The following is an 18,709-nucleotide window of genomic DNA, read 5'->3' as shown; positions in this document are numbered from 1 at the left end:
GGGTCTGCGATCATGCGCCGATGACCGTCGACCTGATCCGGGTGGAAGAGCTCACCGACACGGCGCCCTACGCCTACGCCGCCGTGGCCGACGACGTGCGGCGCCTCGTGTTCACCGCCGGCGCCTGCCCTCTCGACGCCAACGGCGACACCGTCGCGGTCGGCGACGTGGCCGGCCAGGCCGAGCAGGTGATGGTCAACCTGCGGGTCGCGCTGGCGTCGGCCGGCGTCGGGCTCGCCGACGTCGTCAAGTCGACGGTGTACGTCGCCACGCGCGACCGCGACGACCTGGTCACCGCGTGGGACGTCGTACGCCGCCACTTCGGCGACCACGACGCGCCCAGCACGCTGCTCGGCGTCACCGTTCTCGGCTACCGCGACCAGCTCGTCGAGGTGGAGGCCGTCGCCGCCGTCCGGTGACTCACCGGCGACCGGCACCCTTGCGCCGCCGGTAGACGCTGCGCGCGGTGACACCGATCGAGCCGAGGATCAGCACCAGGCCGATCATCCCGAGGCCCGGCGAGTCGTCCTCCTGCGCGTAGGCCATGGCCGCGACGCCGATGGCGATCACGACCACGGCGATGGCGATGGTCTTCATGAGGTCTCCGATCCAGGGTCGGACGCGGTGGCGCCAGACGGTGTCCGCGGCCACGCCGCGGACCAGCCGCGACAGGACGCTCAGCGCGGTGCGCCGGTCGCTGGTGCCGCACGCCCGTTCGTGGGCGATGTGGTCGTGCAGGTCGGCGCGGATCTCGTCGATCCGCCGTTCGGCGACCGGTGCGGGCAGCCGCCGCGTGTACCACCGGACCCACCGGGTGGTGAGGTCGGCGGCCCGCTCCGGCGTCATGCGGCCCGGCCTCATGCCGCCCCCGGCGCGAAGCGCGGAACCCGGCCGGCGGCCAGGTCGGCACGGGCCCGGTCGGCGACCTGGACACCCCTGCCGGTGAGCTCGTACAGGCGGCGCCGGGGCCGCCCCTCGGCGGCCGGCCCGTCCTCCCAGGTGGAGGCGAGCAGGCCCAGTTCCTCGAGCCGGCCGAGGGCCTTGTAGAGCGTGCCGTGCGCGGTCAGCGACCGCGACCCGCGCTGCTCCCGCATGGCCTGCGCGAGCCCGAACCCGTGGAACGTCGACCGGCCGGCGCGGTGCACGGCGAGGGCGGTGGTCAGGATCTCCACCTCGATCGGCAGTAGCGTTCCGGGCTTGCGGGGAGGCATGCACGCCATGTTAGGAAGATATCTTCCCAACAGCAAGCCGCTGGTGTTCGATGGTTGCCATGGACGTCATGGCACTGGGATGGCTCGGCACCCGCACCCCCCACGCCCGCGCGCTGGCCAACTTCTACGCGAACGTGCTCGGACTGCGCGCGACGCACACCGAGCCCGGCTTCTGGGTGTTCACGCTGCCCGACGGCAACAACGTCGAAGTCTTCGACCCCGCGTACCCGGGCAAGGCCCACTTCGACACCGGCCCGGTGGCCGGGTTCACGGTGCGCGACCTGCCCGCCGCGGTGGCCGGGCTCCGGGCGGCGGGCGTCGAGCTGGTGGGTGGGCCCGGCCCGACCTGGCAGCACTTCCGCGGACCCGATGGCAACGTCTACGAGCTGGTGGCGGCGCTCGCCGCGCCGGGAGGGTCGCCGCCGGCGTAAATGGCGGTGTGCGGCCGTGGCCGGTGTTCTACGGTGGTCGGACGTTCGGGCAGCTGTCGATGCACCCGAAGTCGAGTCGCCCTCGTGGTGGCCCGGCTCGGGCGGCCTCGCTCCGGCCGGTGTTCCCCGGGGGCCGGAGGGAGACACGCATGCTCACCCTGTCCCAGCGTGAGGAGTTCGAGCGCCACGGCGTGGTGCGCCTACCGGGTGCGGTGCCCGGCGAGTCCGTCGCCGCGATGCACGACGGCTTCTGGAAGTTCCTGTCCGCCGAGCGCGGGATCGACCCGCACCGCCCGGAGACCTGGCCGCCCGGCACACCCCGGCGGCTGCAGGCGCTGCGCCGGTCGGGCACGTTCGCCGCCATGGCCTCCGACGACGTCCGGGCCGCCCTCGACGACCTGTTCGGCGCGGGTGGCTGGCAGCCGCCGGACCGGTGGGGGCTGCCGCTCCTCACGTTCCCCGACCCCGACACGCGGTGGAGCGCGCCCACCGCCGGGTGGCACCTCGACTCCTTCGGACCCGACCACGACCTGCCCGGCGTCACGGTGTTCGTGTTCCTCGCGCCCGTGGCGGAGCACGGGGGTGGAACGGCCGTGCTCACCGGGTCCCATCGGCTGGTGAACGGACACATCGCCGCCACCGGGACCTGGCGCCCGGCGGACGTGCGCACCGCCCTCGCCGACGCGCATCCCTGGCTGCGCGACCTGTGGGCGGGCCGCCCCGTCGCCGCCGACGCCGGCCCCGGCGTGGCGCTGCGCGAGTTGACCGGCGACGCGGGCGACGCGGTGCTCATGCACCCGCGGACCCTGCACGCCGCCGCCCCGAACACCGCCACGCGGCCACGGATGATGCTGGTGGAGATCATTCGCCGGGCGTGACGACCGGTGAACCGGCGTATGGTGAGGTCGGGGGTGGGCCCGATGTCCCCAGACGATCTCACGGTCTCCGGTGGCGTGCGCGCCGTCGGCGGCCCTACCTTGTCGATGACCGCCGTGTCGATGACCGTGGTCGACGCGGTCACGACGGGGCGGCCGCCCGCCAGCGTCGTGACCCTGCGCGTGCGCAACGACGGTCCCGTCGCGGCACGGATGCGGCTGTTCGCCGTCGACGACTGGTCGTCGGCCGGGCCGGTACCGACCGAGCCGGAACACCTGCACCTGTCGCCGGGGCGCGAGCGCGAGATCCTCTTGAGCACCGGTCGGCCCTGGACGCGTCCGTTCAGCCGTCACCGCGTGGGCGCGGTCACCGTCTACGCCGACCTCGACGGCGAGGTGCTGGCGGGGCCGCGGTACGGGGTGCGTCCGGTCCTGGGCCGGTTCACCGTGTTGGCCGCCGCCGCGGTGCTGCTCGCCGGCCTGGGCGCCGCGATCCTGCGGCCGGCCGACGGCACGGGCGTCCACTACCGGCTGGCGGTGCCGACGGCGCCGGCCGAGGAGACCGGGCCGCCGCCGGCCGAGCCCACCGGCCGCCCCACCGACGTCGTGTACGACGCGCCGCGGGCGGCCACGCGCACCCCGGTGCTCGTCGACCGGGAGGGCGCCGCGACCCCGCTGCCCCCGGGCGGACCGGTGAGCGCCGCGGTCAAGGTGCCGTCGGGGTGGGTGGTCAAGCGGGGCAACGTCCTGTACCTGCGGGGCGGCGACGTCTTCGACCTGGGCCCGGGGGAGTTCTGGGTCGACGGCACGGGTACGCAGGTGCTCGTCGACTCCCGACCGCCGGGTACCGCGGGCGGCGTCGCCGTGCGGTCGCTTCCCGACGCGACGCGGGCGTCGGCCGCCGACCTGCCGGCGCACGTGCGCATCGTCAACTGGGACGCGGTCACCGCCCTCGTCAGCGTGCGCGACGACGGCGGCCACTGGCGGTACGACCGCTGGATGCCCGGCCGGCCGTACCTGCAGACGCCGAGCCCGTTCGAGGGGACCTACCTCGGCGCCGCGAACGGCGAGGTGGTCATCCACCAGCGCGACGGAACGCTCGACTGCATCCTGCGGGTGCCCGACCTCTTCCGGCCGGTCGGCCCGGCGCTGCGGTGCGGCTTCGGGGTGGTCGTCGACGACGTGGCCCTGCGCGGGCGCTGGGCGGCCGTGTCGCCGGGTGGCCGGTACACCGCGGTGCCTGGTCCGTTCGGGGCGGTGTACGTCGCGCCGCTACCGGCGATGCTCAGCGGGCGGGCCGGGTTCGAGCCGGTCACCGGCCTGCCGGGTCCGGTGGTCGACCTCATCTGGCGCGACGGCGTCACGGCCGCCATGCTCGCGGGCAACGACTTCCGGCACGTCTGGACGTGCGCGGGCGCCGGCCTGGTGTGCCGGCCGACCCCGCTCGACGTCCCGGCGGGCCTCACCCCCGTGCAGCTCGCGCCGCGGATCCCCGCGTGACGGTCCCGCGGTGTCCGGCGACAACGGAGGCCGGCGGTACGCCATCTCCTGACGCTAGAGTCCGTCCATGCGTCGATGGGCCTGGGACCACGCCGAGGCGCCGAGGTGGCTGCTCACCGGCGACCTGGGCGCCGGCCGCTTCTTCGAGGGCGACGTAAGCCTCGGGCTGTGCCTCGACATCGAGGGGCTGTTCGTCGACCTGCCGCCGCGGGCACGGGAACGCTTCACGCTCGTCGGCTGTGTGCCGGAGGGTCCGCTCGCCGTGGACGGGTGGCTCGGGGACCTCGTGGTCGGTGACCCGTCGGTGTTCGCGGGAGAGGTCCTCGCCGACGTCACGGTGCTCGGCCGGCGGCCCAGCGCGACCGTGCCCGGCACCGTCGACCTCGACCTCGACGGGTTCTTGGTCGTCGACGACCGCACCGACGCGGTGGCCCGGCCCTCCGGTATCCCGCGGTTCGCGCTCCTCGCGCCCGATGACACGCCCTACGGCACCTGCCACGACGTCACCGGGGTGTTCCGCGAACAGGCACCGGCACCGGTGCCGACGGTGCGGCTGCTCGGCTGCCGGCCGGAACCCCATCTGCGCAAGGCGATCGACGGGGTGAGCCCGCACCGGCGGTATCTGCGCGCGGAGGTCCATCTCGTCGCCGGCGACGGGTCGGCGAACCGGGTGATCGACGCAGAGGTCGCCGGCACGGTCGTTGCGGCCGGGCCGTCGGGTGCCGGCGCCGGACTGCTCGACGTGACCGTCCACAGTGTACCGAGGGAGCCGCTGCCGGCCGGGCTGGCGGGGATCCTGGACAGGTGGCGGGCCGGTCGGCCCACCGAGCCGAACCTGTGGGCCGGGTACGACCGGAACCTTCGTCACCACTGGGCCGGGGTGGCGCTGGGGCACTGGACGGGCGGCACCGACCGTCCACCCGGCACGACCTACGACCTCGACGGCCGGTACGTCACCGACGTGGAGGGGTTCTACTGCGCGCTCGGCGAGGCGGTCGACGGTCCCGGCGGCTACTTCGGCTGGAACCTCGACGCCCTCGACGACTGCCTGGGCGGGGACCCGTTCACGCTCGTGTGGCACGACTCCGCGGTCGCCCGCGCCCACCTGGTCGACGGCTACGACCGGCGCCGGCTGGGACCGGCGGTCACCCTCGACGCCCTGCTGGGCCTGTTCGCCGAACACGGTGTCACGGTGTCGCTCCGGTGATCAGCGGCTGACGGCCGTCTCAGTGCCGATCCGGGACAGCTTCTCCGGGTTGCGGACCGCGTACAACCCGGAGATGCGACCGTCGTCGATGCGAACCGCGAGCACGGTGTCGATCGCGCCGCCCATCCGCAGGATCAGCGCCGGCCAGCCGTTGACCTGCGCCGGCTCGATCGTCGCCAGCCCGGCGACCTTGCCGAACCCGGCCAGCAGCAGCCGCGACACCTTGTCGGCGCCGACGATCGGCCGCTGCACGGCCTGCACCACCCCGCCGCCGTCTCCGAGCAGGACGACGTCGGGCGCCAGAATGTCGAGCAGGTGCCGCAGGTCGCCGGTCTCCGTCGCCCGCTGGAACGCCTCCAGCGCCGCCCGCGCCTGTGCCGGCGAGACGCTTCCACGCGGCCGGCGCGCGGCGACGTGCGCGCGGGCCCGGTGGGCGATCTGGCGCACGGTCGCCGCGCTCCGGGCGACCGTGGCCGCGATCTCCTCGTACGGCAGGTCGAAGACCTCCCGCAGGACGAACACCGCCCGCTCGGTCGGGCCGAGCGTCTCCAGCACCAGCAGCATCGCCATCGACACGCTGTCGGCCAGTTCGACGTCCTCGGCCACGTCGGGCGAGGTCAGCAGCGGCTCGGGCAGCCACGGCCCGATGTAGGACTCCCTGCGGCGGCGCAGCGTCCGGAGCCGGGTCAGCGCCAGGCGGGTGGTGATCCGCACCAGGTAGGCCCGCTGGTCGCGCACCTCGTCGAGATCGACGCCGACCCACCGCAACCACGTCTCCTGCAGCACGTCCTCGGCGTCGGCGGCCGAGCCGAGCATCTCGTAGGCGACGGTGAACAGCAGGTTGCGATGGGTGACGAACGCGTCGGTCGCGGCCTTGGTCATGCCAGTACGATGCCGCCCGCGGCCGGAATGTGACACACCTAGCGGAAGGCCTCGACGTTGCGCTCCGCCCAGCCGGTGAAGGGAAGCGCCGGCCGCCCGAGGATCTCCGCCACGTGTGGGCTCACCCGCACCTCTTCCGGTGTCGGCGAACCCAGGATCGCCAGCGTGCCGTCGGCGACCGGCTCGGGCATGAACGTCAGGAGCTGCGCGCGGGCCTCGGCGGGCGTCTGCTCCACGAACCGCACCGGCTCGCCCAGCGCCGCGCCGATCGCCGCGGCCCGCTGCCGGGGCGTACACGGCTGCGGACCGGTCAGCTCGTAGACCCGGCCGGCGTGCCACCCGTCACGCAGCACCTCCGCCGCGACCGCGGCGATGTCGTCGGGATCGACCACGGGCAGGCCGACGTCGCCGAACGGCGCGGTGACCGTGCGCGTGCGTCGCACGGCGTCGGCCCACGCGAACGCGTTCGACGCGAACCCGCCCGGGCGCAGCATCACCGCGTCCAGACCCGAACCCCGCACGGTGTCCTCCCACGCGCGCAGCGGCGCGTGCGACGGCGACCCGGGCCGCGTGCCGGCCGCCTGCGAGGAGAGCAGCACCACCCGCCGCGCGCCGCCGGCCTTGATGACGTCGAGGATCGCCGGCGCGTCGAGGTGCGCGCCGGCGCCGGACACCAGCAGGAAGACCGCCTCGGCGCCGGCCACCACCGGCCGCAGGCTCTCCGGGTCGGTCAGGTCGGCGCGGTGGTGGGTGACGCCGTCCGGCAGGGTCGGCGGCGCGGTCCGCGACACGGCCCGCACCGACGCACCCGATGCGGCGAGCGCCCGCACGAGCGGCCGTCCCACGTTTCCTGTTGCTCCTGAGATCACGTACATGGTCGGCGACGCTACTATCCCCAAGACAGTAGGTACCTAGGGGAAAGTGACTATCCATGGTGGACCCGGAGGAGGCGTGCCCGATCGCGCCGGTCGTCGACATCGTCTTCAGTCGCTGGACCACCCCGATCCTGTGGGTGCTCAACGAGTACGGGCGGCAGCGCTTCGTCGAGCTCGAGCGCCGCATCACCACGATCACGCCGAAGGTGCTCACCCAGCGCCTGCGCCAGCTCGAACGCGACGGACTGGTGACGCGGACCTACCACCCGGAGGTGCCGCCCCGGGTGGAGTACGAGATCAGCGACCTCGGCCGGAGCCTCGGCCCGCTCTTCGCCCACCTGGCCACGTGGACCACCGAGAACCTGCCGAACGTCCACCGCGCCCGCGGAAACTACGACGCGGCGCTGACGCGACGCCGATAGGCTGCGGCGCATGTCCGGAACCGACCGCTACCTCACCGTCATCGACGTGGAGGCGACGTGCTGGGACGGCACGCCGCCGGCCGGGCAGGTCAACGAGATCATCCAGATCGGGCTGTGCGTCGTCGACGTCCACGCGCACACCCGGGTGGAGCGCGCCGACATCCTGGTGCGGCCGCGACGGTCGCGGGTCAGCGCGTTCTGCACGGAGCTGACCGGCCTCACCCAGGAGCAGGTCGACACCGGCGTCGGCTTCGCCGAGGCGTGCGCGCTGCTGGTCGACCGGTACGGGGCCGGGTCGCGGCGGTGGGCCAGCTGGGGCGACTACGACCGCAAGCAGTTCGAGCGGCAGTGCGCCGCGGCCGGCGTGCCGTACCCGTTCGCGCCGCGGCACGTCAACGCGAAGGCGCGCTACGCCGAGGCGCACAACCTCCGGCGGCCCATGGGCATGGCCCGCGCGCTCGCGCACGCGGGGCTGCCGCTGGAGGGCCGGCACCACAACGGTGCCGACGACGCGTGGAACATCGCGGCGCTCGTGCTCACGCTCGTCGACGCGGGCGTCTGGCCCGGCTCACGCGCGCGGGTGGGCTGAGTCCGCGCGCCGGCTCACGCGCGCGGGTAGGACACGAACGCGAACCGCGTGCTGTCCGGTGACCAGCTGTTCACGTTGATCGTCCCCTGGCCGCCGAACAGCGGGTAGTTCTGCAGCGGGGTCGCCCAGTCCGACGTCGCGACCACGCGCACCTCGACGTCGAGGTCGGCGGGGTGGCCGAGCGTTCCGGCGGGGAACGCGATGTACGACGCGTACCGCGAGTCGGGCGACAGGTGGGGGAACCAGTCGACGGTGTCGCTCGCGACCAGCCGCTGCGCCGGTCCACCCGCATCGGGAACGCGGGCCAGCTGGGCGTGCCCGGGCCTGTCCGTGAAGCCCTCGGTGTTGAAGTAGATCCAGGCGCCGTCGGGCGACCACTCGGGTCCGTCGATGTGCTTCGGGCCGGTGTCCATGATGGACGGTCGACCCGGCGGTTCGAGGACGGCGAGCCGGCCCGGGTCGCTGAAGTCCGTCAGCTCCACGTAGGCCAGGCGCTTGCCGTCGGGCGAGACGCCGTGCAGGAAGTGCCAGTGGCCGTCGTCGGGCGTGACGCGTTCGACGGCACCGCCGGTGAGCGCGCCGCGGTAGATGTGCCCGTCGTTGGCGGACAGGTAGATGTGCTCGCCGTCCGGGTCGAGCACGTGGTCGTTGTTGATGTCGGGCAGGCCGTCGAACCCGATCGGTTCGAGCTCCGGCGCGTCGGGGTCCAGGCGCCACAGCCGGCCGTTCCCGTTGAGGAACAACCCTTTCGGTGACCAGTTCGGCGCTTCGAGCAGCAGCTCGTCGGTCTCGAACAGCAGGTCGGCCCGCGCTGTCGCGGGGCCGCCGAGGTGGATCTGCGCGCGCTGTCCGTGCGCGAGCGTGCGGTACGCCATGGGTTCCTCTCGTCATGGGACCGGTCGCAGCTGACCGGTGGCCTCCGGGGTGTCACCGTCGACGACCGCCCGCGCCAGCATGGTGCCGAGCACCGGGGCGAACTTGAACAGGTTGCCCCCGTACACCGCGAGGATCCGGCCCTGGCGCAGGAAGCGGAAGCCGTCGCCGAGGTCGGGGTCGTGGGTGCAGTACAGCCGGCCGACCACGCGGGGCTCGATGGCGGGCAGGTTCTCGGCGACGTAGGCGGTCACCACGGCGCGTGACGCGTTCTCCGCCGCCTCCGGCCCGACCTCCCAGGCGACCGCGGCCCGGGTCACCTGCGCGCCGACGGTCCAGGTGCCGGGCGTCGACGCGTGCTGGTAGGTGGCCGACGTGATCCAGCTCTGGAAGGGGCCGCCGGCGCGCACCGGGAAGCTGAACCGGACGTGGTGCTCCAGCAATGGCGGCGTGTAGAGGCCGACCGTGGCCGCCAGCGCCGACGTGCCGGCACCGGCGCAGATCACCACCGCGTCGACGACGTCGACCGTGTCGCCGGCCCGGATCCGCACGCCGTCGGCGGTCTCCTCGATGCCGTGCACGTGCGCCCGCCGCACCCGGTCGCCGACCGCGCCGGTGAGGAACGCGGCGACCCGGTCGACGCGGATGACCCCGCCGGCCGGGTCGACGAGCGCCGGACCGACGACCGCGCCGGGCAGGCGCAGCACCGGCGACCCCGGCTCGACCACCTCGTGGTCGGCGCCGGCCGCGGCCATCGCGGCCGCCCGCGCGCCGGCGTCGTCGCCGCTGACCACCGTGCCGACGTGGTCGACGAGCGGCGCGCCGGCCCGCCCGCTCCACGCCTCGAACGCCGGGCGCGCCCGCGCGGCGAGGTCGACCAGCTCGGGGTAGGCGTGCGCGAGGCGGAAGATCCGGGTCTCGCCGGCCGATCGTTCGCCCATCGGGGTGCCCCGCTCGTAGACGGCCACCTCGACGTCGCGGTCGACCAGCCCCACGGCCGTCGACAGCCCGACCACGCCCCCACCGACCACCGCGACCCGCATGCCCACCGACGGTAACAGCGTCAGCCGCCGAACGGCTCGGGACCGAACCGGCCCCACGCCACGAACACGGCGAGGGCCAGGTACACCAGGTCCGCGACGATCGTCACCCGCTCGCCCCGGCGCAGGCGCATCGTCACCGCGCCGGCGAACAGCAGCGCCACGCAGACCGCGGTCACCGGCACCAGCACCGGCGCGATGTCGAGCACCGCCGGCAGGATCAGCCCGGCCGCGGCGAGGAGTTCCAGGGTCCCGATGGCCCGCAGCGCGCCCGGGCTGAAGTCCAGCACCCACTCGCCGGCGTGCCCGACGGCGGCGATGCGCTCCCGGGGAACGACCATCTTCGAGGTGCTGATGAGGAGGATCGTGGCCAGCAGCCCGGTGGCGATCCACAGTGCGAGGTTCATGCGTCGGCTCCCTTCCGCGCATGAGATGCCGGCGGGAAGCCCGCCGTGACCACACCGCGGCGTGACCCGCGCCACGCGCCGGGGTCAGCCGGGTGCCGACCGCGAGCCATCCGCAGACGGCCCGCTCCGCCAGCCACACCGGTGCGAACACCGCGCCGGTGCGCGGGAAGACGCGTCCACCGCCCCGCCGCCGACCGACCTCGGCCGCGACCACCGCCGCCACCGCGAGCCCGGCGGGCACCGACCACCAGCGCCGGTCGTGCCGCACGGCCGCGACCCCCGCCGCGACGCTGACCGGCAGCAGCGCCAGCACGGCCGCGAGGCGGGCCGGTTGGGCGAGGTCGTCGTAGGCCTGGCGTACCCGCTGGTTCCAGAACCGCTCCGGCGAGCCGGGGATCCGCCGCACGAACAGGTCCACCGGCCGGGCCTCGCGCCCGCCGTGCGCCCGCACGGTGCGGATCAGCTCGAGGTTCTCGAACAGCACGTCGCCGGCGTAACCGCCCATGCGGTGGAAGGGTCGTCGGCGATCACGACGGTCTCGTGGCGGGCGATCCGCAGCCCGGTGGTGACGCCGTCGACCTTGCCGTTGGCGAAGCCGAGGTCGGCGTCGGGCGGCACGTGCCGGGCCAGCCCGGCGAACGCGCGGGCGTGCCGGTCGAAGAGCCCGGCGTGCGACCCGTCGACGACGGTGACGTCGACCCTGCCGCACAACCACCGCAGGTAGGCGGTCAGCTCGGGCAGGCCCGTGTCCTCGGACCACCGCAGGGGCAGGACGTACTCGACCGGCAGCCTCATGCCGGGTACTGCCCGTTGCCGACCGCGGCAAACGGGTCAGGACACGCAGAGGCAGAACGGGTGGCCGGCCGGGTCGAGGAAGACCCGGAACGACGTGCCCGGCTGGTGGTCGTGCTTGGTCGCGCCGAGCTGGAGCACCGCCGCCTCGGCGGTGTCGAGGTCGTCGACGACCACGTCGAGGTGCATCTGCTGGGGAGCCGACTGGGTCGGCCACGTCGGCGGGCTGTAGTCGGCCACCTGCTGGAAGCAGATGCATTGGCCGTAGTCCGCGCGGACCTCGGCCCAGTCGTCGGACGAGGACTCGACCTTCCAGTCGAGCAGCGTCCCGTAGAACCTCGCGAGCTCGGCGGGGTCGGCGCAGTCGATGACGAGACTCGGGAACCGTGCGATAGCCATGACGGGCACCGTACCGCCGGATCCGGACGGTCCACGTCCGGATCTCCGCGCAGTGGCTTGATCTCCGGGCAGCGACTACGCAATGCAAGGGTGTCGATGGGGTTGTCGAATCGACGTCGATCACCGCGTCCGTGGCATGGTGATTCCGCTGCAATATCCACATATCTGGGGGAGCCGCCCATGCGAGGACGTATCACGGCAACACTCGTCGCCGCCCTGGCCGTCGGGGCCATGGTTCTGGTGCCGAGCCTGCCCGCCCAGGCCGCCGAGAAGCGCCTGCCGATCAAGACCGGACCCAAGGGCCTCGAGCGCATCCCGGGATCGGGACCGTCGAGCCGGATCGTCGGCGGCACGCCGGTGTCCGACGGCGTCTACCCGTTCCAGGCCGCGCTCCTGTACGAGCCGGGCGGAACGAACGACTACCAGCGTCAGTTCTGCGGCGGCAGCCTGATCTCGCCGTGGTACGTGCTCACCGCCGCCCACTGCGTCGAGTTCTTCGGCGACGAGCCCGACCAGGTTCCGCTGGAGGACCTGCGGGTGGTCGTGGGTCGTACGGTGCTCACCAGCAGCCAGGGTGAGCGGCGCGAGGCCTTCGGCGTGGCCATCCATCCACAGTGGAACCCGGACACGTTCTCGCACGACGTCGCCATCATCGCGCTGTCCGCTCCGGTCACGACGGTCACCCCGGTGCTCCTGGTGACCCCGGGCACCGACACCCTGGAGCGGCCGGGTACCCGGCCGACGGTCACCGGGTGGGGCAACACGATCGCGCAGCCGGTCGGTCCGGGCGCCGGTAGCGGTGTCAGCAACTTCCCCGACCGCATGCAGCAGGCCAAGGTGCCGATCGTGTCGCGGCCGGAGTGCCGCACGGCGTACGGGGCGGTCGACGTGGACGTCGACGAGACCATGCTGTGCGCCGGTCTGACCAACCGCGACAGCTGCCAGGGCGACAGCGGTGGGCCGCTGTTCTTCAAGGCCACCGGTTCGCCGGACTTCATCCAGCTGGGCATCACCAGCTGGGGCTTCGGCTGCGGCGCGACCGGGTTCCCCGGCGTGTACACGCGGCTCGGCAACGAGGAGGTCGGCGACTTCGTCCTCGAGATGACGGGCGGGGTACCGGTCACCACGGCGCCCGACGCGTCCGCGGTCGCCTGACCGCGCTGATCCGACTGGTCTGGGCGGCCGGGGCGTCGCGCCCCGGCCGCCGCTTCCTTAGCACGCGAGTGTCGGTTACGGTCGTTTCATGGGGGACGAACCGGTGATCATCGGACGCGCCGCGCCCGTGCTGATGTCCGACGACGGCACCCTGCTTCCGGCGGGCTCCGACCTCGACGACACGTTCATGGCCCTCGCCCCGCTGACCGCCGGCGAGCCCACCACCGGTGTCCTCATGGAGAAGTGGGTCCTCAGCCCGCGCCAGCGGGTCACCCTGATGGTCGCAGTGGTGCTCGCGCTGGCGTCCGGCGTCGTGGCGGTCGCGCTCGCGGTGTCGCTGGCGGCCTGACCCGCTGTCGGAGCCGCTGTCGGAAAGCCGGCAGGAACCCGGATATTCGGTGTTGTCGGACGGTGCGGGCGCTGTAGACACCACGCATGCATGAGGAGACCCTGCCCGGCGGCAGGACCACGGGTGCCGTGCGGATCGGTGACGTCGTCCACAAGCCCGCCGCCCCGTGGACGCCGTCGGTGCACGCGCTGCTGCGGCACCTGGAGAAGCACGGCTTCGAGGGCGCGCCGCGGGCGCTCGGCTTCGACGAGCGGGGGCGCGAGATGCTCACCTACCTGCCCGGCGAGACCCTCGGCGTCCCCGAGGCGTGGCCCGCCTGGGTCTACGCCGACTCGACGCTGGTGCAGGTGGGCGAGTGGATGCGCCGGGTACACGACCTCACCGCCGACTTCGAGCCGCCGGCCGACGCGCGGTGGTTCACCGGTACCACGCTGCAGCCCGGCTGGGTCGTCGGCCACCAGGACGCGTCACCGTACAACGCCGTCATGGACGGAGACCGCCTGGTCGGCTTCGTCGACTGGGACATCGCCAGCCCGTCTCCGCGGGAGTCCGACCTCGCGTTCTCGATGATGCTGTGGGTGCCCCTCACCAACGACAACCGGCCGCGGCGCCGCGTCCACCTGTTCCTCGACGCCTACGGCTACGACGGCGACCGTCACGTGTTCGCCACGGCGATCCCCGAGCGCGCCCGCCGGCAGGCCGGGGTGATCCGGGCGATGGCGGCCGAGGGCCATCCCGCCTCGGTCGCGCTCCTGCCGATGGTCGAGCAGCTTGAGAAGGCCGCCGCCAACGTCGACGGCATCCCGGCCGACTTCTGGACCCCGTGACGCTCTATACGCTGATGGCGTGACGCCCGACCTCGTGCTGCTGTCCCGGGTGTCGTTCCGCGGTCGGGACCTCGCCGGCCCGCGGCTGCGGGGTCTCATCGCGATGCTCGCCGCCGACCTGCGCACCGGCTGCGGCACCGGACGGCTCATCGAGGCGCTGTGGCCCGACGGGCGGCCGGAGAACCCGCCCAAGGCCCTGCAGCTGCTCGTCTCCCGGGCCCGTGCGCAGCTCGGCGCCGACGTCATCGTCCGTACGCCGACCGGGTACCGGCTGGCGCTGGCCGACGACGAGGTCGACAGCTCGGCCATCCAGCTGCGCGCCACCGCGGCCGCCCGGTGTTCGCGGGCCGGCGACCACGCCGCCGCGCTCTCGCACGCCGAGGCGGGCCTCGGCCTGTGGGACGGCGCGGGGTCCGCCGACGGGGGCCCGGTCGGCGCGTTGCGGTCCGGACGCCGCGGTGTCCACGGGACGCTCGTGCGCGCCCGCGCCCTGGCCCTCGCCCGTCTGGGCCGACCGGCCGAGGCGGTGGAGCCGTTGGCCGGGCTCGCCGCGGAGCGGCCCCGCGACGAGGAGGTCCTGGTCGAGCTGCTGCGGTGCGAGGCGGCGACGGTCGGCCCGGCCACGGCGCTGGCCCGCTACGACGCGTACCGGCGGAGCCTGCGCGACGAGCTCGGCACCGACCCCGGTCCGGCGGTGCGGGACGAGCACCGGCGGCTGCTGCGCGGAGCGGCACCGGCCGTGCGGCACGGGGTGGCGCACGAGCCGAACCCGCTGCTCGGCCGCGACGGGGACGTCGCCGCGGTGGAGGCGCTGCTGCGCACGTCCCGGGTGACCTCGGTCGTCGGGCCCGGCGGGCTCGGCAAGACCCGCCTCGCCAACGTGGTCGCGCGCCGGTCCGGGGTGCCGACGGTCACGGTCGTGCAGCTGGCGGGCATCACGGCCGACGACGACGTGGAGCGGGAGGTCGCCGCGGCGCTCAGCGTCGGCGGCCGGCGCACCCCCGGCGGGATCGCCGACCTCGCGGCGGCGCTCGCGGCCGGTCCGGCGCTGCTGGTGCTCGACAACTGCGAGCACGTCGTCGCCGGGGTCGCCGACCTGGTCCGGTCGCTGGTGTCGATGACCGCGGAGCTGCGGGTCCTCACCACAAGCCGCACGCCGCTGGGCCTGTCGTCGGAGTCGGTGCACCACCTGCCGGAGCTGAGCCTCGCGACGAGCGTCGAGCTGTTCGGCCAGCGGGCGCGGGCGGCCCGGCCGGGCGTCGACCTGCCCACCGACGCCGTCGAGGAGGTGTGCCGGCACCTCGACGGACTGCCGCTCGCCGTCGAGCTCGCGGCCGCCCGGGTGCGGACGATGTCGGCGGCCGAGCTCGCGAAGCGGTTGGACGACCGGTTCGGCGTCCTGCGCGGCGGCCCGCGCGACCTGCCGGAGCGCCACCACACGCTGCACGCGGTGGTCGACTGGAGCTGGAACCTGCTCGACCCGGCCGGCCAGCGGGCGATGCGGGCCCTGTCGGTGTTCGTCGACGGGTTCACCGCCGCGGCCGCCCGCCGCCTGCTCGGCGACGACGACCCGCTGGCCGTCCTGGAGCACCTGGTCGACCACTCGCTGGTCAAGGTCTTCGACACCCCGTCGGGCACCCGGATGCGCATGCTCGAGACGGTCCGGGAGTTCAGCGCCGCGCGGCTCGACGCCGCGGGGGAGACCGACGCGGTGACCACCGCGTTCCTCGGGTGGGCCCGCGACCTCGGCGTCGCCCGGCACGCCGACCTGCACGGCCCGGACCCGTACGGACCGGCCGCCGCGATCCGGGCGGAGCAGGAGAACCTGGTGCTGGCGGTGCGGTTGGCGCTGGCCCGCGACGACGTGCCGACCGTGGCGGCGGCCACCGCGGTGCTCAGCAGCCTGTGGGCCGTCGAGAGCAACTACCTCCGGCTGACGGCGCTGGTGAACGACACCTCCTGGCCGCTGTCGCACTACCGGCCGGAGCCGGAGCTGGTCGAGGCGACGCGCACCGCGCTGTCGATGGCCGTGGTGTACACGTACGGCAACCTGGGGACGCGGCCCATCCGCGCGACGGTCGCGCTGCGCCGGCTCGGAACTGCCCCGCCCGACACCGTGGTCCGCGCGGGCGGCTGGGTGCTGGGCGTGCTCGCCGACGCGGCGGAGATGGCCCGGCTGTGCGACAGCACCGAGCCGCTGGTCGCGGCCGCCGCGAACGCGCTGGCCACCTACCACTGGGAGGCCGCGGGCGACGTCGACGCGGCGCTGAAGGCGGCCCGGCGGTCGCTCGACGTGCTCGCCGACCGCGAGGTGCCGTGGCTGCGGGCGCTCCTCCACAGCCGGGCGGCCGAGCTGTGCCTGCAGGTGGAGCTCGGCGCGGAGGCCCGCGACCACCTCACCGCCTCGATGCCGGTGCTCGAGCGGCTCGGCGCCTGGACCGACGCGTTCGGCAGCCGCGCCTGGCTGGTCCTGGCCAACCTGCAGGTCGGCGACACCGACGAGGCCGAGCGGTGGCTCGACGGGCTGCCCCAGCACACGATCAGCGAGGACGAGGCCCGGTCGATGGGCTACGACCTCGCGCTGCGGGCCGAGTTGCTGCTCGCCCGCGGCGAGGTCGACGCCGGCCTGCGGCTGTGGCGGCGGGTTCTCGACCTGGTGCGCAGCGGCAGCGCGGCCGCCGCCCCGCCGATCCCGGTCGAGCTGGACCCGTGGCTGGTGGAGGCCCGGTCGGCGGCGGTCGTCGCGCACGCGCGGCACGGGCACGGAGACCTGACCCGCGAGACCGCCGACGCGCTGCCCGACCGGCTCACGCGGATGCTGACCGACCCGCCGGTCAACCCGCCGCCGTTCCTGGTGGAGCAGGCGGCCTGCGGCACGCTGCTGCTCGCGGTCGGCATGGCCGACCTGGAGCGCGATCCGCGGTCGGCGGTCCGGATGATCGCGCTGGCCGAGCGCTTCCGGTTCCTGCGCAACTTCCAGCCGACCATGTCGGCGGCGGCCGCGCGCGCCGACGCCGAACGCGCCGACGGACCGGCGTACGGGGACGCGGTGTCCTCGTACGCCGGCCTCGACCGCGACGGGCTGCGCGCCGCGGCGCTGGACCTGCTCGGTCAGCGGGTGCGGTCGCGGTTGTAGAGCCGCTTCGACCACAGGTACCCGACCAGCGCGATCACGGCGCACCACCCGAGCGCGACCCAGCCGCTGGCACCGATCGCCGTGCCGAGGAGCAGGCCGCGCAGCGTCTCCATGATCGGGGTGAACGGCTGGTGCTCGGCGAACAGCCGCAGGCCCGTCGGCATCGAGTCGGTCGGAACGAACGCGCTGCCGAAGAACGGCAGCAGCATGAGCGGCATCGGGGTGTTGCTCGCCACCTCGACACTCTTCGCCGACAGTCCCAACGCCACGGTGAACCAGACCAGCGCGAACGTGGTGACCGCGAGCAGCCCCAGCGTCGCCAGCCACTCGACGGCCGACGCCGTGGGCCGGAACCCGACGAGCAGCGCCACGCCGACCACGACCGCCAGCTGCGCCAGGGTCATCAGCATGCTGCCGAGCACGTGCCCGGTCAGCACCGACACCCGGGCGATCGCCATCGTGCGGAAGCGGGCGATGATGCCCTCGGTCATGTCCATCGCCACGCCGATCGCCGTTCCCTGCACAGCACCGGTGATCGTGATGAGCAGGATTCCGGGCGCCACGTAGTTGGCGTAGGCGCTGCGGCCGCCCGAACCGCCGCCGAGGCCGTTGCCGAGGGTGTCGCCGAGCACGAACACGAACACGAGCAGGAAGATGATCGGCACGGCGAGCAGGAGCAGGATCAGCGAGAGGTTGCGCGACAGGTGCTTGAGCTGCCGGCGCAGCATCGTGGCCGAGTCGCGGATGGCATAGGTCGTGGTGCTCATCGGGTCGTCTCCAGTTCCGGGCGGGCCTTTCCTGTCACGGCGAAGAACACGTCGTCGAGGTCCGGGGTGCGCACGGTCAGCCCGTCGACCTCGACGGCGGCGGCGTCGAGCCGGTCGAGCACGGCCTTGAGCGAGCGGACGCTGCCGTCGGACGGCACCCGCAGCACCAGTTCCCGCGCGTCGCCCGGGTCGACGTCGAGGGCCACCGCGGCGTCCACGAGCGCGTCGTCGTCGGCGAACCGCAGCTCGACGTGCCCGCCCGGAATCCGGCTCTTCAGCTCGGCCGGGGTGCCCTCGGCGACCAGCCGGCCGTGGTCGAGCAGCGCGATCCGGTCGGCGAGGTGGTCGGCCTCGTCGAGGTACTGGGTGGTGAGGAACACGGTCACGCCCGTCGCCACCAGGTCGCGGACGATCTGCCACATGTCGCGGCGGCTGCGCGGGTCCAGGCCGGTGGTCGGCTCGTCGAGGAAGATGACGCGGGGGTCGCCCATGAGGCCCATGGCCAGGTCGAGCTTGCGGCGCATGCCGCCGGAGTAGGTGACGGCGCCCTTCCGCGCCGCATCGGCGAGGTCGAACCGGTCGAGCAGGTCCGCCGCCCGACGCCGTCCCTCGGCGCGGCCGAGGTGGTTGAGGTCGGCCATGAGGAGGAGGTTCTCCTCGCCGGTGAGGAAGTTGTCCACGGCGGAGAACTGCCCGGTGACCCCGATGGCCGCGCGGACGCGGTCGGCGTCGCGGACGACGTCGTGTCCGGCGACGCGCGCCGTGCCCGAGTCGGCCCGGATGAGCGTGGACAGGATCTGGACGAGGGTGGTCTTGCCGGCCCCGTTGGGGCCGAGCAGGGAGAAGATGGTGCCTTCGGTTATCCGCAGGTCGATGCCGTCGAGCACCACCTGGGTTCCGAAGGACCGGCGGAGACCGGTCACCTCGATGGCCGCGTGTGTCATGCCGACGACTGTGCGACCGGCCCGGATC

23 protein-coding genes are annotated in these 18,709 nt (G+C 74.0%); 12 read left to right on the top strand and 11 right to left on the bottom strand.

The annotated features are described in order from the left end of the window. Nucleotides 1–20: 20 nt before the first annotated feature. A complete protein-coding gene (locus tag Voc01_RS08010) occupies nucleotides 21–419 on the top strand; it encodes a RidA family protein (protein WP_203926646.1) in 399 nt (132 codons plus the stop codon). A 1-nt stretch (nucleotide 420) separates the two neighbouring features. Here the strand turns inward: Voc01_RS08010 and Voc01_RS08005 are convergent, their stop codons facing one another. Both Voc01_RS08005 and Voc01_RS08000 read right to left on the bottom strand, forming a co-directional pair. Then, on the bottom strand, nucleotides 421–861 hold the full coding sequence (locus tag Voc01_RS08005) for a hypothetical protein (RefSeq protein ID WP_203926645.1): 441 nt from the start codon (nucleotides 859–861) through the stop codon (nucleotides 421–423). Beyond that, nucleotides 858–1,211, bottom strand: coding sequence for a helix-turn-helix transcriptional regulator (locus tag Voc01_RS08000; protein WP_203926644.1), 354 nt, complete (start codon nucleotides 1,209–1,211; stop codon nucleotides 858–860). Before Voc01_RS08000 ends, Voc01_RS08005 begins: the two co-directional genes overlap by 4 nt. A gap of 68 nt (nucleotides 1,212–1,279) precedes the next feature. Between Voc01_RS08000 and Voc01_RS07995 the strand changes: the two genes are divergently transcribed. The 4 genes from Voc01_RS07995 (at nucleotide 1,280) to Voc01_RS07980 (ending at nucleotide 5,224) form a co-directional block, all read left to right on the top strand. Next, nucleotides 1,280–1,642 carry a VOC family protein gene (locus Voc01_RS07995; RefSeq protein WP_203926643.1) on the top strand — a complete coding sequence of 121 codons (363 nt, stop codon included), beginning with the start codon at nucleotides 1,280–1,282 and terminating at the stop codon, nucleotides 1,640–1,642. 149 nt (nucleotides 1,643–1,791) lie between these two features. Continuing rightward, the gene (locus tag Voc01_RS07990) at nucleotides 1,792–2,520 is read left to right on the top strand and encodes a phytanoyl-CoA dioxygenase family protein (RefSeq protein WP_203926642.1); all 729 of its coding nucleotides are present in this window, start codon (nucleotides 1,792–1,794) and stop codon (nucleotides 2,518–2,520) included. A 42-nt stretch (nucleotides 2,521–2,562) separates the two neighbouring features. Further along, the gene (locus Voc01_RS07985; RefSeq protein ID WP_203926641.1) at nucleotides 2,563–4,017 is read left to right on the top strand and encodes a hypothetical protein; all 1,455 of its coding nucleotides are present in this window, start codon (nucleotides 2,563–2,565) and stop codon (nucleotides 4,015–4,017) included. Between the two features lie 67 nt (nucleotides 4,018–4,084). Further along, nucleotides 4,085–5,224 (top strand): barstar family protein, encoded by a 1,140-nt coding sequence (locus Voc01_RS07980; RefSeq protein ID WP_203926640.1) that lies wholly within the window; start codon nucleotides 4,085–4,087, stop codon nucleotides 5,222–5,224. On the opposite strand, the gene Voc01_RS07975 is transcribed toward Voc01_RS07980, so the two are convergent. Further along, nucleotides 5,225–6,106, bottom strand: a complete 882-nt coding sequence (locus Voc01_RS07975) for an RNA polymerase sigma-70 factor (protein WP_203926639.1) — start codon at nucleotides 6,104–6,106, stop codon at nucleotides 5,225–5,227. Between the two features lie 38 nt (nucleotides 6,107–6,144). Further along, the gene (locus Voc01_RS07970) at nucleotides 6,145–6,981 is read right to left on the bottom strand and encodes an SDR family oxidoreductase (protein WP_203926638.1); all 837 of its coding nucleotides are present in this window, start codon (nucleotides 6,979–6,981) and stop codon (nucleotides 6,145–6,147) included. A 56-nt stretch (nucleotides 6,982–7,037) separates the two neighbouring features. Here Voc01_RS07970 and Voc01_RS07965 point away from each other — a divergent pair, with 56 nt between their 5' ends. Together Voc01_RS07965 and Voc01_RS07960 are read left to right on the top strand one after the other, a co-directional pair. Beyond that, nucleotides 7,038–7,403: a winged helix-turn-helix transcriptional regulator gene (locus tag Voc01_RS07965; RefSeq protein ID WP_203926637.1), complete on the top strand. Its 366-nt coding sequence runs from the start codon at nucleotides 7,038–7,040 to the stop codon at nucleotides 7,401–7,403. Between the two features lie 10 nt (nucleotides 7,404–7,413). Further along, nucleotides 7,414–7,992, top strand: coding sequence for a 3'-5' exonuclease (locus tag Voc01_RS07960; protein ID WP_203926636.1), 579 nt, complete (start codon nucleotides 7,414–7,416; stop codon nucleotides 7,990–7,992). A 14-nt stretch (nucleotides 7,993–8,006) separates the two neighbouring features. Here the strand turns inward: Voc01_RS07960 and Voc01_RS07955 are convergent, their stop codons facing one another. From Voc01_RS07955 to Voc01_RS07945, 3 genes are read right to left on the bottom strand one after another with little or no spacing between them, the layout of a single operon-like run. Next, on the bottom strand, nucleotides 8,007–8,867 hold the full coding sequence (locus Voc01_RS07955; protein WP_203926635.1) for a TolB family protein: 861 nt from the start codon (nucleotides 8,865–8,867) through the stop codon (nucleotides 8,007–8,009). 12 nt (nucleotides 8,868–8,879) lie between these two features. Continuing rightward, entirely contained in the window at nucleotides 8,880–9,908 is a 1,029-nt protein-coding gene (locus tag Voc01_RS07950; RefSeq protein WP_203926634.1) for an FAD-dependent oxidoreductase, read from the bottom strand. Nucleotides 9,909–9,928: 20 nt separating this feature from the next. Next, nucleotides 9,929–10,312, bottom strand: coding sequence for a DoxX family protein (locus tag Voc01_RS07945; RefSeq protein WP_203926633.1), 384 nt, complete (start codon nucleotides 10,310–10,312; stop codon nucleotides 9,929–9,931). Between the two features lie 92 nt (nucleotides 10,313–10,404). Here Voc01_RS07945 and Voc01_RS07940 point away from each other — a divergent pair, with 92 nt between their 5' ends. Beyond that, nucleotides 10,405–10,662 carry a hypothetical protein gene (locus Voc01_RS07940; RefSeq protein ID WP_203926632.1) on the top strand — a complete coding sequence of 86 codons (258 nt, stop codon included), beginning with the start codon at nucleotides 10,405–10,407 and terminating at the stop codon, nucleotides 10,660–10,662. 109 nt (nucleotides 10,663–10,771) lie between these two features. Here the strand turns inward: Voc01_RS07940 and Voc01_RS07935 are convergent, their stop codons facing one another. Next, the gene (locus Voc01_RS07935; protein ID WP_203926631.1) at nucleotides 10,772–11,107 is read right to left on the bottom strand and encodes a hypothetical protein; all 336 of its coding nucleotides are present in this window, start codon (nucleotides 11,105–11,107) and stop codon (nucleotides 10,772–10,774) included. 36 nt (nucleotides 11,108–11,143) lie between these two features. Beyond that, nucleotides 11,144–11,503 (bottom strand): VOC family protein, encoded by a 360-nt coding sequence (locus Voc01_RS07930; RefSeq protein WP_203926630.1) that lies wholly within the window; start codon nucleotides 11,501–11,503, stop codon nucleotides 11,144–11,146. A 180-nt stretch (nucleotides 11,504–11,683) separates the two neighbouring features. Here Voc01_RS07930 and Voc01_RS07925 point away from each other — a divergent pair, with 180 nt between their 5' ends. The 4 genes from Voc01_RS07925 to Voc01_RS07910 all read left to right on the top strand — a co-directional run bounded on the left by Voc01_RS07925 (nucleotide 11,684) and on the right by Voc01_RS07910 (nucleotide 16,970). Then, entirely contained in the window at nucleotides 11,684–12,658 is a 975-nt protein-coding gene (locus Voc01_RS07925) for a S1 family serine peptidase (protein WP_203926629.1), read from the top strand. A gap of 88 nt (nucleotides 12,659–12,746) precedes the next feature. Further along, nucleotides 12,747–13,007, top strand: coding sequence for a hypothetical protein (locus Voc01_RS07920; protein ID WP_203926628.1), 261 nt, complete (start codon nucleotides 12,747–12,749; stop codon nucleotides 13,005–13,007). Between the two features lie 86 nt (nucleotides 13,008–13,093). Continuing rightward, a complete protein-coding gene (locus Voc01_RS07915) occupies nucleotides 13,094–13,834 on the top strand; it encodes a phosphotransferase (protein ID WP_203926627.1) in 741 nt (246 codons plus the stop codon). Between the two features lie 19 nt (nucleotides 13,835–13,853). Continuing rightward, complete coding sequence (locus tag Voc01_RS07910) at nucleotides 13,854–16,970, top strand: ATP-binding protein (protein ID WP_239160035.1); 3,117 nt, start codon at nucleotides 13,854–13,856, stop codon at nucleotides 16,968–16,970. Here the strand turns inward: Voc01_RS07910 and Voc01_RS07905 are convergent. Together Voc01_RS07905 and Voc01_RS07900 are read right to left on the bottom strand one after the other, a co-directional pair. Continuing rightward, nucleotides 16,946–17,737, bottom strand: coding sequence for an ABC transporter permease (locus tag Voc01_RS07905; protein ID WP_203926626.1), 792 nt, complete (start codon nucleotides 17,735–17,737; stop codon nucleotides 16,946–16,948). The genes Voc01_RS07910 and Voc01_RS07905 overlap by 25 nt on opposite strands. After that, nucleotides 17,734–18,681, bottom strand: a complete 948-nt coding sequence (locus tag Voc01_RS07900) for an ATP-binding cassette domain-containing protein (RefSeq protein ID WP_203926625.1) — start codon at nucleotides 18,679–18,681, stop codon at nucleotides 17,734–17,736. The genes Voc01_RS07905 and Voc01_RS07900 overlap by 4 nt, the downstream gene beginning before the upstream one ends. Between the last annotated feature and the right edge of the window lie 28 nt (nucleotides 18,682–18,709).

Source organism: Virgisporangium ochraceum, assembly GCF_016863655.1.
GTDB classification, from domain to species: Bacteria; Actinomycetota; Actinomycetes; order Mycobacteriales; family Micromonosporaceae; genus Virgisporangium; species Virgisporangium ochraceum.
This window is presented reverse-complemented; position numbering and strand designations above follow the sequence as displayed.

Bases quoted from the DNA above. Each gene is read 5' to 3' on its own strand.
- Voc01_RS08010 (WP_203926646.1), top strand. From the start codon at position 21: ATGACCGTCGACCTGATCCGGGTGGAAGAGCTCACCGACACGGCGCCC.
- Voc01_RS08005 (WP_203926645.1), bottom strand. From the start codon at position 861: ATGAGGCCGGGCCGCATGACGCCGGAGCGGGCCGCCGACCTCACCACC.
- Voc01_RS08000 (WP_203926644.1), bottom strand. From the start codon at position 1,211: ATGCCTCCCCGCAAGCCCGGAACGCTACTGCCGATCGAGGTGGAGATC.
- Voc01_RS07995 (WP_203926643.1), top strand. From the start codon at position 1,280: ATGGCACTGGGATGGCTCGGCACCCGCACCCCCCACGCCCGCGCGCTG.
- Voc01_RS07990 (WP_203926642.1), top strand. From the start codon at position 1,792: ATGCTCACCCTGTCCCAGCGTGAGGAGTTCGAGCGCCACGGCGTGGTG.
- Voc01_RS07985 (WP_203926641.1), top strand. From the start codon at position 2,563: ATGTCCCCAGACGATCTCACGGTCTCCGGTGGCGTGCGCGCCGTCGGC.
- Voc01_RS07980 (WP_203926640.1), top strand. From the start codon at position 4,085: ATGCGTCGATGGGCCTGGGACCACGCCGAGGCGCCGAGGTGGCTGCTC.
- Voc01_RS07975 (WP_203926639.1), bottom strand. From the start codon at position 6,106: ATGACCAAGGCCGCGACCGACGCGTTCGTCACCCATCGCAACCTGCTG.
- Voc01_RS07970 (WP_203926638.1), bottom strand. From the start codon at position 6,981: ATGTACGTGATCTCAGGAGCAACAGGAAACGTGGGACGGCCGCTCGTG.
- Voc01_RS07965 (WP_203926637.1), top strand. From the start codon at position 7,038: ATGGTGGACCCGGAGGAGGCGTGCCCGATCGCGCCGGTCGTCGACATC.
- Voc01_RS07960 (WP_203926636.1), top strand. From the start codon at position 7,414: ATGTCCGGAACCGACCGCTACCTCACCGTCATCGACGTGGAGGCGACG.
- Voc01_RS07955 (WP_203926635.1), bottom strand. From the start codon at position 8,867: ATGGCGTACCGCACGCTCGCGCACGGACAGCGCGCGCAGATCCACCTC.
- Voc01_RS07950 (WP_203926634.1), bottom strand. From the start codon at position 9,908: ATGCGGGTCGCGGTGGTCGGTGGGGGCGTGGTCGGGCTGTCGACGGCC.
- Voc01_RS07945 (WP_203926633.1), bottom strand. From the start codon at position 10,312: ATGAACCTCGCACTGTGGATCGCCACCGGGCTGCTGGCCACGATCCTC.
- Voc01_RS07935 (WP_203926631.1), bottom strand. From the start codon at position 11,107: ATGAGGCTGCCGGTCGAGTACGTCCTGCCCCTGCGGTGGTCCGAGGAC.
- Voc01_RS07930 (WP_203926630.1), bottom strand. From the start codon at position 11,503: ATGGCTATCGCACGGTTCCCGAGTCTCGTCATCGACTGCGCCGACCCC.
- Voc01_RS07925 (WP_203926629.1), top strand. From the start codon at position 11,684: ATGCGAGGACGTATCACGGCAACACTCGTCGCCGCCCTGGCCGTCGGG.
- Voc01_RS07920 (WP_203926628.1), top strand. From the start codon at position 12,747: ATGGGGGACGAACCGGTGATCATCGGACGCGCCGCGCCCGTGCTGATG.
- Voc01_RS07915 (WP_203926627.1), top strand. From the start codon at position 13,094: ATGCATGAGGAGACCCTGCCCGGCGGCAGGACCACGGGTGCCGTGCGG.
- Voc01_RS07905 (WP_203926626.1), bottom strand. From the start codon at position 17,737: ATGAGCACCACGACCTATGCCATCCGCGACTCGGCCACGATGCTGCGC.
- Voc01_RS07900 (WP_203926625.1), bottom strand. From the start codon at position 18,681: ATGACACACGCGGCCATCGAGGTGACCGGTCTCCGCCGGTCCTTCGGA.